Annotated in this window: 8 protein-coding genes; 4 read left to right on the forward strand and 4 right to left on the reverse strand. The window is 48.6% G+C overall.

All coding sequences use genetic code 11. The annotated features are described in order from the left end of the window. The first annotated feature begins 100 nt into the window (after positions 1-100). The 3 genes from ACO05Z_RS16330 to ACO05Z_RS16340 all read left to right on the forward strand — a co-directional run bounded on the left by ACO05Z_RS16330 (position 101) and on the right by ACO05Z_RS16340 (position 3,994). Entirely contained in the window at positions 101-1,942 is a 1,842-nt protein-coding gene (locus ACO05Z_RS16330) for an NTP transferase domain-containing protein (protein ID WP_421903244.1), read from the forward strand. 84 nt (positions 1,943-2,026) lie between these two features. After that, on the forward strand, positions 2,027-2,617 hold the full coding sequence (locus tag ACO05Z_RS16335; RefSeq protein ID WP_421903245.1) for a hypothetical protein: 591 nt from the start codon (positions 2,027-2,029) through the stop codon (positions 2,615-2,617). A gap of 186 nt (positions 2,618-2,803) precedes the next feature. Further along, positions 2,804-3,994: a PhoH family protein gene (locus tag ACO05Z_RS16340; RefSeq protein ID WP_421903246.1), complete on the forward strand. Its 1,191-nt coding sequence runs from the start codon at positions 2,804-2,806 to the stop codon at positions 3,992-3,994. An 81-nt stretch (positions 3,995-4,075) separates the two neighbouring features. Here the strand turns inward: ACO05Z_RS16340 and ACO05Z_RS16345 are convergent, their stop codons facing one another. The 3 genes from ACO05Z_RS16345 to thyX form a co-directional block, all read right to left on the reverse strand. Then, positions 4,076-4,768: a DnaA N-terminal domain-containing protein gene (locus ACO05Z_RS16345; protein WP_421903247.1), complete on the reverse strand. Its 693-nt coding sequence runs from the start codon at positions 4,766-4,768 to the stop codon at positions 4,076-4,078. A gap of 208 nt (positions 4,769-4,976) precedes the next feature. Then, complete coding sequence (locus tag ACO05Z_RS16350; RefSeq protein ID WP_421903248.1) at positions 4,977-6,338, reverse strand: chromosomal replication initiator protein DnaA; 1,362 nt, start codon at positions 6,336-6,338, stop codon at positions 4,977-4,979. Between the two features lie 980 nt (positions 6,339-7,318). Then, the gene (thyX, locus tag ACO05Z_RS16355) at positions 7,319-8,062 is read right to left on the reverse strand and encodes an FAD-dependent thymidylate synthase (protein WP_421903249.1); all 744 of its coding nucleotides are present in this window, start codon (positions 8,060-8,062) and stop codon (positions 7,319-7,321) included. A 286-nt stretch (positions 8,063-8,348) separates the two neighbouring features. Here thyX and typA point away from each other — a divergent pair, with 286 nt between their 5' ends. Further along, positions 8,349-10,196, forward strand: a complete 1,848-nt coding sequence (typA, locus tag ACO05Z_RS16360) for a translational GTPase TypA (RefSeq protein WP_421903250.1) — start codon at positions 8,349-8,351, stop codon at positions 10,194-10,196. An 84-nt stretch (positions 10,197-10,280) separates the two neighbouring features. On the opposite strand, the gene ACO05Z_RS16365 is transcribed toward typA, so the two are convergent. Then, complete coding sequence (locus ACO05Z_RS16365; RefSeq protein ID WP_421903251.1) at positions 10,281-12,212, reverse strand: PAS domain-containing protein; 1,932 nt, start codon at positions 12,210-12,212, stop codon at positions 10,281-10,283. Between the last annotated feature and the right edge of the window lie 41 nt (positions 12,213-12,253).

The raw sequence follows: 12,253 nt of genomic DNA on the forward strand, positions 1-12,253 counted from the left end.
TGTAAACAGTTTTGATATGGCGCACATCAATTCATCTGGTTTTTTTCAGCATAATAAAAAGGTTATGGCATACAGGAATCTTTTGTGCGATATAAAAACAATGAGCGGCAATACAGACATATTGAACATAAGCGCAGCCATCTTAGCCGGTGGCGAAGGCCGCCGCATGGGCAGGACCGATAAGTCCTGTCTTGAAATTTCAGGAGAAAAACTGGTCAACAGGATCATCCGCTCACTTGACGGTCTTTTTGCGGAAACATTTGTCATTACCCGCACCCCGGAAAATCACCCGGACCTTGATGTGCGGTTGCTGGGAGATATATTCGAATCCCGCAGTTCCCTAACCGGAATCCACTCAGCCCTCTATCATTCACGCACTGATCATGTGTTCATCACCGCCTGCGATTCACCTTTTCTTAACCGGGAGCTGATCAACGAATTACTTAGCCGGGTAGAGCCGGAAGACGATGTGGTCATTCCCAAGCACCCTGACGGATTTTACGAACCGCTCTGTGCTGTTTACTCAAAACGCTGCCTGCCCTTTATTGAAGAAAACCTCAAAAAGAATATCTTCCAGATTATTCGCTTTTTTCCGCAGGTGAAGGTCAAAACCGTGGACACGGACCTGCTGGCCCAAAAAGATCAGCAGCTGACAACTTTTATTAATATAAACACCCCCGACGAACTGAACCGTATTCGCCAAGACCTGAACGATTCTACCGGCAACGCAGAAGACGGACAAAACTCTTTTCCGCAATCCATACCGCGCAGCGCAGCCCTAAAACTTATCCGCAAAGCCGTCACCATGCCGGAGAATGAATATGTCCCGGTTACAGACTGCTCCGGGCTGGTCTCCGCAACGACGATTGAATCAGGAATTTCCCTGCCCGATCACGACCGCTCAGCCATGGACGGTTTTGCCGTACCCAGCGCGTGTACTGCTGAGGCTTCTAATGACCACCCGCTGGAACTTAAATTTTCCGGTGAAGTACGACCCTCATGCACGGTTCCGGAAAAATGCGACGGACAGGCAGTGCGCGTGCTCACCGGAGGCATTGTTCCTGAAGGCACTGACGCGGTTGTGCCTTTTGAGAATGTTCAGGTTGGGAAATGCTCCATCAGCATCAGCTCCCCGGTACGCAAAGGAGATTTTGTCCGCAAAACCGGATCGGACATCATGAAAGGGGAGACCATCGTCAAATCAGGGGCTGCTATTTCGCCCTGTGATGCCGCTCTGCTGGCTTATGCCGGCATCCGTTCTGTTCCGACATACCCGCTACCCAAAGTGGCTGTACTGGCCGTTGGCAACGAGCTCTGTGACCCGGCCGAGGAAACCCAGTGCGGACTTATCCCGGCGGACAACCTGATCCTCATGAAGTCCCTGTGCTGCCGTTACGGAATTCGTAATGTGCGCATTGCACCCTGCGCCAACTCACCGGAAGCAATCTCCGAAGCAGTGCAGGCCAACAGCGATTGCAGACTTATTGTCACCACCGGAGGAACTGGACCCGGCAACCGTGACTTCGTATTCAATTCCATCCAGCAGGCCGGAGGAAAGCCTATTTTCAAGGGACTGGCCATGCATCCGGCAAAATCCGTCTTTGCATGCAGGCTGAATGATTCCATTGTCATCGGGCTGCCCGGCCCACCCAATGCAGTGAATCTGGCCTTCCACACCATCATCCACCCGGTCATCAACATATTGCAGGCCAAGGCGCTAACTTCAGCCACCAGCCCGGCAATTCTTACCGAGGCTCTCAAGGGTGGCCGGGACCGGGAAAAGCTGCGTCCTTGCCGTATTTTTGAAGAAAACGGGAAAATATTTGCTGACCCCCTGCTTGACAAATCCCTTTCACCTCGCAAGGTTATGAGTCTAAGCAACGGCATTATCATTCTCCCTGCAGACTGTGGTGACCTTTCCCCAAAAGTATTGTTCAGGTGATCCGCCTCTAGCTTATTATTTCAGGCATAATTTCTGCATAAATTCGGCTCAGGAAAAACTTGCCCTAAATCCATGGAGCCGATCATGATCAATTCCGTTCAATCAACATACGCAACACAATCAGTCAACGAAGTTCAGCAATCCCGGACCAAAGCCCAGAACATCCAGCAGGACCAGCAATCCGGGGACAAAGTCACTATCTCTGATTCCGCCAAGACGCTTGCTTCTATCGGCAGTTTTTTCTCTGATATGAACATTCCCTACACCCCGGGCCAATCCATCTCCCTTGATGATCTTAAAACAGGTCTGGAAACCAGCACGAAAAAATTTCAGGATGATGTAAATGTGCTTTTCTTACAAAACGATATCAGCACAGATCCCCCGGTGGAACTGACCACCGATCATTCCGGGAACGTGCGGGTAAAGGGAGACCATCCGCAAAAGGAAAAAATTGAGCAACTCTTTCAGGACAACCCCGATCTGGCCAATGATTTCCGGGGAATAAGCGGCCTAAACAGTCTGGTGGAAGCAGGTGAAGAATACCTCGGATTTGCCAAGGCTTACGAAAAAAATCCCTATGAAGCCGTGGCTAAATACAGCCACATTTTTAACGGTATGAATGTTGAACAATTCAGCATGCTCATCGGCGGGGATGCCTCTGTCGCAAAAACTTAACCTAAACGGAATATATTTTCCTTCCTCTGCAGCTCATGATGTTGTACCTTGAAATCATGAGAAAAAATCAAGCAGGCAAGACCTGCAGTTTTACTGAACTAAAGGATTACGGATCTATTTTGCATATTAAGGCGACCCGATGCGGTCGCCTTTTCTCTTTTGGATAACCGTAAAAGAGGAGGATTTATGGGACAAAAGAACTTCGTGCTGGACACCAACGTACTCATCGAAAACCCCAAATGCATCACCGCCCTGCGCAACGGGGTGGAAAACAAAGTCCATCTTCCCTACACAGTCATAACCGAACTGGACAAGCTCAAGCGCGACCCGCGCATCGGGCATATTGTTTCGCAAGCCGTCCGTTCAATCCTTAAAGACGATAAAATCACTATTCTCTCCCCTGAGTATGCTGAAACACTCGGCGATATCAGCCCGGATGACAGCATTCTCAAAGAAACCCTCAACGCGTCCATTGATAATCCGATTCTGGTAACCAACGACCGTATCCTGCAAATCAAAGCCGGAATTCATAACCTTACTTGGGAGGAATACAAGGATTCCGACCCCTTTCGTTCCGACTCCCAGATGTACACAGGATTCGTTGATGAAGGCGAGACTCCCTACGTAAACAGCTTCCGCTGGGAGAACGGAAATCCTGTCTTTTACGGTCACAAGGAGAACAAAAATATAACCTATACCCACGAGGTCTGGGGGGTAAAACCTCGCAATGTATATCAGAACCTAGCTCTTGAGCTGATGCTGAACCCTGAAATCAACCTTGTCTCAATACAGTCCGAAGCAGGGTACGGTAAGACCTTTCTCGCTCTGGCCTCCGCCCTCTATCTGGCCTTGGAGAAGAAGGATAACCCCTTTGAAAAAGTCTACCTGGTCAAACCCATCTGGGAGATCGGGGCAAAAATGGGCTTCCTGCCCGGAACAGTGGAAGAAAAGATGCAGCCCTATGTGCGTTACGTACGCGACCTGACCGTGAAACTGCATGAGCAGCGTCCGGCCAACCGCATATTCATGGATACGGATTCCGAAAAGTTCCGCTTCAACCAGAAGAAATTCGAGATCCTGCCCATTGCCTATATCCGGGGCATGAACCTTGAAAACTGCGTGGTCATCATCGATGAAATGCAGAACATGTCCCGTTCCGAAGTTCGCTCACTGCTGACCCGCATGGGTGAAGGCGTAAAATGCATCTGCCTCGGCGATACTCGGCAGGTGGATAACCCTTACCTCAATGAGAGCAACAACGGGTTAAACTGGGTAGTTAAGAAACTGCGCGACAACAAGGAATACGCACACATGGTTCTCAAGGGCGAACGCTCACGAGGCCCCATTACCGACATGGTTCTGAAGACAGGACTATAAAGAGAATAGCCCCTATTTGGAAATCAAAAAAAACGGCAGTCCTTGCGGGCTGCCGTTTTAATTTTTATTTATGAAATTTTGTTATTTTTGGAAGATCCTCAGGAGGAGTTCGTCGAGGTCTTCTCCGTTATCAATTGCTTCGGAAATTTCGCTTTCCAGAACCTGTGCGCCCTTGCGCACTTCGGAAACCGTGCAGTCCATGTTCAAAGCCACTTCCTCGGCAGGGATACCGTAACGGAAGCAGAGGTAGTACAAAGCCCTTCGAGCCAGTACGGCATGCTCGTTGGCCTGCAACATCAGATCGCGAAAGGAGACCGCAAAAGCCTCCAGCACCGCATCAAGGATGGAATCAAAGGTCTGCGCTTCAAGCTCAGGCATGACCTCGGTGGCTTCAGCCTCAAAATCGCCCTCTTCGAAATCAACAGGGCTCACACTGCGCACAATCCCGGTCAGCCTATTAATGCTGGCCAAAATTTCCTCTGCTGCATAATAGGCAGTCACATCGGAAATGAATTCCCGAGGAGTGTCGGCCTTACCGCTTTCCAAATCAATGGTTACCCCGACCTTGGTCTCAAGCACTTCCTGCGCAGCATCCTTGATACGATCCAGCAAATGTTCCTGCACCCAGTTCATGACAAACTCATTGGGTGCGGTCAGCTGAACCACGCCGTCTTCATAGTGTGCTGAAAGAGGTTCCACCCAAACCCTGACCAGCACCGGATTAATGCGAACAAGAAGCTTTTTCTTTATGGAGCTCCATACATTGGAATTCATTTCCCACCTCTGCAATTTAGGCCCTTAAAAAAGGACCGCCAAAAGACATTTACAAACCGGTTGCAATGAATATCCCCAAACCCGAAAAAGAGCAAACAGCTTTATGCTGTCACTCTTTTTCGGAAATTCAAAACGCCAAAAAACAAAAACAACAGAATAACTTCCCATATGGGAATCATAGAAAATCTGTTGTCCAAAAAAACCAAACTTACGGAGTAAGGCGGTCTATTGTATCCTGCAACTGCCTTCCAAGAGGAGTCTGCAGGGAAATTTCGCGTTCAATATTGGTGATACCTTTGATTACGGTAGAATGTCTGCGGCCCAGTCTGGTTCCGATATCCTTGAGGGAAAGTTCGGTATGTTTGCGGGCGAGGAAGAAAGCGGTGTTTCTGGCCAGAACAATCTGGCGTTTACGGCTTTTCGAACGCAGTTGATCGGGAGTGAGCTCGTAAGAACGACAGATATGATCCACAATGGAATCGTAGCTGGGCGCGACTTTGGCAATGGAGTAGTTCTCCAGTACCTGCCATGCCAGTTCCTGCGAAACATCACGGTTGAGCAGTCTTGCCTTAAGTACAAGGTTCTGCAGGCAGCTTTCCAGCTGTCTTACGTCTGTGGTAATACGGTCCGCCAGAAGTTCGGAAATAGAATCCGGAACCTGGGTTCCCAGTCGCATGGCCTTGCTTTCAACGATTCTCTTTCTGGTCTCGAAATCAGGAGTGGAAATCAGTGCGAGAAGCCCTGAACTGAAGCGGGAAACCAACTGCTGGTCGATCTTTTCCAGTTCGCGGGGCAGGAAGGAACTGGTCATAACCACCTTGGAGCCGCGCAACTGCAAGCTCTTCAGGGTTTCCAGAATTTCATCCTGCATCTTCTGCTTGCCTTGGAAGAAATGAATATCTTCCAGCAGCAGGCAATCCACATTTTCTCTGAATTCGGATTTGAAACGGGAAATTTCACCGGCTTTAAGAGCCAGAACCATTCTGTTCGCAAACTCTTCCGCTGTAAGGCAGGCAATGGAAATGTGCTTCTTATTACTGGAAGCGCAAAGATTCTTACCAATGGAATGCAGCAGATGGGTTTTTCCCAGACCGGGAGCAGAGCTCAGGAAGAGCTGGTCACCGGGCAGGGAATTATCACAGAGACTTCTGGACGCGGCGCAGGCAAGTCTGTTGGACTCGCCAATTACGAAATCGTCAAAAGAAAAACGCCAACGGGGAATACGAGTATTGACCACCGCGGAAGACATCATGGGAAGCCCCATGCTTGCCTGTACTGGACGGGCTGCCGCAGGTCTGGGTCTATCAACCTTGACCGCGGGCCTTTCTACGGACTTCCGAACCCCAATCTCCACCTTGGGGCTGGTGCCGAGAACCTGCTCGCCAGCTTCTTTGATGTTGTCCATGAGACGGTCCCTAACCCAGGCTGCGACAAAGTCATTGGGAGCATACAATTTAATTGTATTGCTGCTGACTTCTGCCTTCAGGGGCTTGATCCATACTTTGTACAGACCGGGGTTCAGTCCCTTCTCAAGAAATTTTAGAATTTTATTCCAGCTGTCTCTCATCATGAGGGGTTAACTAATTCAAAGAGAGTGTAACCATCAACTCGTGATAAGGCGGCAGACAACCAATGACAGCAGGATTGTTTTCTACAGCCCAAAACACTGTTTTTAATAGCTTTTCTTCTAAGGCTAGCAATTCGGTCGGCAACACGAAAAAGCCGTTAAAGGCCGGAACTACAAGCTTGAGCAAGATTCTCAATTACTTTTTCCACACCTGTGGAAAACTTTTTCCACAAGCAATTCAAAAAAAAACTCCATATTACGCAAAATTTCGTCTTTTCCCTCATTGTTACATTTCTTCTTACTCATTATTTTAAATATGAACTTCTTCACGAATTTGCAACAACAACTCCATAACAACCTGATTTAATGAATATTAAAAAAAATAACCCAAAAAACATCAAGCGTTTATAAATATCCTTTCAAAGACGACACCCCGCTAAACCCAGTAAACTAAAGGGTTCTGAGGTACCCCTATTTAGAACAAAGCGTAAACACTTAAAATAAAACACTTTTTATTTCCTTGACACTGAGCAACCCTTGGAAACAAAGACTTTTCAGCCGCACCAGTTACTGACAGAGGCGTATGAAAAAATGCAATGGTTGATCAAATAATCAATCTGGTCACCTTCTGTACTTCCGTCAGATTAAAGTTACTGGGAATATAAGTATCTATGCGGCACCAGCTGTTGTATGTCGTGAAATAATGAACTTGGTTTATGTGCCCCAATCGATCTGGGCAGCTTATTTTTGCCTCCTTAGAATCTACCCAAAGCCATTTAATCTGTCTCAAAAGCCATTTTAAGCAAATTTTCATACCTAATTCCCAGTTTTAGCCAATTTCGCCCGATTTCAGACAAATTCAGGACAAAAAAAAGCCCGTCCATAATCAATGGACGGGCATATAAAAAAAATCACTGAATATAAATATAGAAAAACTAAGCTGAGCACATACTCCATGCGGACATATTATATAATGTAGGGGATCACTCGCCCTTGGTCAGCTCTTTGAGAGTCGGGTAACGACCACAAGCAAATCTGTCTGCCTCAGGACAATACCCCAATTGCTCACAGCTGGCTCCACCGTGCTGGAAAATTGCCGGGAATTCTTCCTTACATATCTTGAGCATCTTGTCAGCCATCTTGCGAACTTCCCATTGCGCACGCTGGCAGCAGCGCAGATTGAAGAAATGCATCAGGGACCGACAGTTCATAGTGATGACGATCTTGGTCTCAGCGGCCTGCGGCAGCACAAAACGGGCGTCTTCGTTGGCCTTGGCTTCACGTCCGGCATCAACCAGAATCTCGCGCAAATCCTTATAGGCACTGCCTACTTCTTCCATGAACTTTTCAAAACGCTCACGGGCTGCGGGGATCTTGGCAATTGCCGGGGGAATGATGTAATCCATATCATTTTCAGTCACATAACGCTGACTCTGCTGGGAATAAGAAGCAATGCGATGACGCACTATCTGGTGTGAGCAGGCCCGGGAAATCCCTTCAATAGCAAAAGTAAAACTGACATGCTCAATGGGGCTGTCATGGCCGGACTCAAGAATCTTGGAAACAAAAGCGGACTGCTTTTCTTTTTCAATTTCACCGTTCAGGAGCCGGGGCCACATATCTGCCACGAATCCGGCATGATAACATTGCCGAAAAGAAGCATAAAGCAGCTCCAGTGCATTGGGGGTCATGGACAACAATTCCACTCGTAAATCTTTCTCAGGCATATGCGCTCCTTAAATTTATGCACCCTACATAAAGTAATTCATACCGGGGCGCAACTTGATATAGGGAGTGCGCTTGAAAAGCAAGCCCTAGGACTGCAGCAGAAAATTATTCGCCTGAATGTCACCTGAAAGCCCATTTTTTCTCTTGCCAGCCGCCCTAATATACCCTAACTAACGTCTCCTTATCTCTACTTTAACCAGCCGCTGAGAATTTTGCCCCTATTTTAAGACTGCACACCCCGTGCAGGGGATTTTTTTTGGCAAATCTCCGGCGCCGGAGGAATCCGTGACTAATCTTATCCAAAACGAAAAAATTAGAAATATAGCTATCATAGCACACGTTGACCATGGCAAGACCACTCTGGTTGACGGTATGTTCAAGCAGAGCGGCCTGTTCCGTGAAGGTCAGGAAGTTGATGACCGTCTCATGGACAGCATGGACCTTGAACGCGAACGCGGCATCACCATTGCTGCAAAAAACTGCGCTGTTGACTGGAAAGGCGTCAAGATCAACATCATCGACACCCCCGGTCACGCCGACTTCGGTGGCGAAGTTGAACGTTCCTTATCCATGGCCGACGGTGCCATCCTGCTGGTTGACGCATCCGAAGGTCCCTTGCCCCAGACCCGTTTCGTACTTAAAAAAGCACTTGAAGCAGGTCTTAAAATCATCGTTGTCATCAACAAGATTGACCGTGGCGATGCCCGCCCCGACGAAGTACTCGACGAGGTATACGACCTCTTCATCGATCTGGATGCAAACGAAGAACAGCTCGAATTTCCCCTGCTCTACGCCATCGGCCGTGACGGTATTGCTCAGGAAACCCTTGAGGAAAAAGGTGAAAACCTTCATCCGCTCATGGACCTCGTTCTGGAGCAGGTTCCCGGTCCTTCATACAATGAAGAAGAGCCTTTCCAGATGCTGGTATCCGACCTCGGTTACTCCGACTACCTCGGCCGCCTTGCTATTGGTAAAGTAATCCACGGCTCTGCCAAGCAGAACGAACCTCTGGTCTGCATCAATGAAAAGGAAGAACACGTTTCCCTGCGTCTGACCAAAATCCAGACCTACGACGGCCCTTCCTTTGCTGAGACAAAATCAGCTGAGCCCGGAGATATCGTTGTTGTTTCCGGTATTGAAGACATCACCATCGGTGACACCATCTGCACCAAGGAAGCACCCAAGGCCCTGCCGCGCATCACGGTTGACGAGCCTACTGTTTCCATGCGCTTCACCATCAACACCTCGCCCATGGCAGGTCTTGAAGGCAAGCTGGTCCAGTCTTCCAAAATACGCGAAAGACTGCACAAGGAAACACTGCTCAACGTGGCTGTAAAAGTTGAGGAAAGCGACGAGAAAGACAGCTTCATCGTCAAGGGCCGCGGAGAATTCCAGCTGGCTATCCTCATCGAAACCATGCGCCGCGAAGGCTTTGAGCTTTCCGTGGGCCGTCCTGAAGTTATCTACAAGAACGAAGGCGGACAGAAACTCGAACCCATGGAACAAGTCTTCATCGACTGCGAAGAAGATTTCCTCGGCGTGGTCACTGAAAAGCTTTCCACCCGCAAGGGTAAGATGACCAATCTGGTCAACAACGGAAAAGGCCGTGTACGCATGGAATTTTCCGCACCTTCCCGCGCCCTCATCGGCTACCGTGACGAGTTCCTGACCGATACCAAGGGTACCGGTATCATGAACTCCCTTTTCGCCGGTTACGAAGCGTACCGCGGAGATTTCCCTTCCCGTTACACCGGTTCCCTCGTGTCCGACCGTGCAGGTAAAGGTGTTCCCTACGCCATCTTCAACCTTGAACCGCGCGGTGAAATGTTCATCGAGGCAGGTGATCCGGTTTACGAAGGTATGATCGTAGGTGAGCACAACAGGGACAATGATATCAACATCAACCCTACCAAAGAGAAAAAGCTCACCAACATGCGTGCTTCCGGTAAGGATGAGGCTGTAATCCTGACCCCCATCCGTCCCATGACCCTTGAGCGGGCCATGCACTTCATCCGCGACGATGAACTGATTGAGATCACCCCGGAATCCATCCGCCTGCGCAAGGTGGAGCTTTCCGCATCCAAGCGCCACATGGCGCGCGGCAAGCAGCTCAAGGCCAAAGGCCAAAAATAAAAACAAGCCGGGGGAGTTTTCTTAAACTCCCCCGGCTTTCCCTTTTCTAGCCAACTTCCCTTTGGCGTCATCTTCCCTCAGATCTTAAACCAGACCTTGGGAAAATATATCCGATACCGGCCCGCGCGGCAGTTGGATGGTAAATTTCGTCCCCTTGCCCGGTTCGGAGTCAATTCTGATTGTTCCGCCGTGATTACGGGTAATAATGAAATATGCCACGGACAATCCCAGTCCGCTGCCACCTTTAGACCGAGAGCTGAAAAACGGTTCAAAAGCCTTCTTACGGGTAAATTTATCCATGCCCGGCCCATTATCCTCCACTTCTATAGTCAGATAGGCGTTATTGCAATATCCTCGGACAGCTATTTCCGGGCTAACTCCAGAATATCCTTCATCAATGATGGATTGTGCTGAGTTACGCATCAGATTGAACAAGACCTTCTCCAGTTCAGAGGAATAGCAAAGCACTTGCGGCAAATCCTCCTGAAAATCTCTCACAAAATTGATCTTGCGGAAGTCGCAACCTTCTTCATTACATAACTCTGCATCAGCAGTTTCAATTGCCCGCTCAACAATATCGGGAATGGAACAGGAATCTTTCTTATCTCCGGACTTACGGCTGAAATTAAGCATATTCACAATTACCTTAGCCGCACGGGTCCCGGCCTCCTTGATTTCTTCAACCATCGTCAGGATTTTACGTTCACCAAGATAACTGCGCACAGAATCCAATGAAATACCAATCTTCTTCGCAGTTTCAATATTACCGGGTAAATCCGGAGAAAGCCTACGCTCAATATTCTGTGCTGACTGGGTAATGACCCCTAACGGATTATTAATCTCATGGGCCATACCTGCGGAAATACTGGCTACGGTGGTCATCTTCTCAGTCTGGATCATCAATTCCTGAACTTTCATCTTGTGGGAATAGTCCCGCAATACACCGACCATACGCACCGGAATTCCATTGGAATCCAATAAGAAACTGCCCTCATCCTCAACATAAAGATAAGTGCCGTTCTTGCGCTTGAACCTGTATACGGAAACAAAGGGAGTTCCTTCACGGGTACACGCTTCAAGTTCCTCCATGACCTCCTTGCGGTCATCAGGATGAACCCTTTCTTCCCAGCCCTTAAGGTCCACGGACTGAAATTCCCGTTCTTCTACCCCGGTAATCTCCAACACCGCCCCGGACCAGACTATTTCACTATTTTCAAGATTCAGGTCATAGACCAGCTGACCGGTCTTTTCGGCCATAAGCCGATAGCGCTCTTCACTTTGATGCAAAGCCTGTTCAGCCAGCATAAGCGGTGTTACATCGGTAATAAAACCTTCGAGAAAACCGTCACCATCTTCGTTCCGGACATCAACGCCCTTTTCCCAGACCCATTTTTCCTCACCGGAAGCGGTCCTGATCTTGTAGATTATTTCAAAAGGCTCCCGATCCTGAACCGCCTCCTGCACACATTCCCAGACGTGGGCCTGATATTGGGGCAGAATTATATCTGCATAAGAAATATCGCGATTTCTCAACATGGATTCAGCCTTGTATCCAGTGAGTTCAAAGCATCCTTCACTGATAAAATCCATGGTCCAGTTTACATCATTTTTACAGCGGTATGCCATGCCCGGAAGATTAGCCAACAGAGTGGCAAGAATTTGCTCCTGTCCATAAGGTCCGGAATCAACTTCACTGCTGTGACCACGCACACGCCCTTTAAGCACAACAATGCCTGAATCATCGTGAAACATACCTTTCCAGTGAATAACTCCCGCGTCAGTTACCGATTCAAAACTTCCTGCGGGCAAAGGATCTGCTTCAATGATCCGGTCAGCGAATCTGCCCAGTCCTTTTACCAATAGTATAGAATCTGACGGGTCCAGATATTGCCCGGCAGTCAATTGACCTGAAATAACAGCAGCTTTTTCGCCACCGATAAATACTATGCGTTTGTTTTCATCAAGGCCGACAACAACACCGGGATAATCCTGAGCCAGAAACTCAATCCCCTGCATGATATATCCTTCTAAAGCCACCACGCTTGAAGTACCCTCCA

Origin of the sequence: Maridesulfovibrio sp. (assembly GCF_965230075.1) — a bacterium.
Taxonomy (GTDB): Bacteria; Desulfobacterota; Desulfovibrionia; order Desulfovibrionales; family Desulfovibrionaceae; genus Maridesulfovibrio.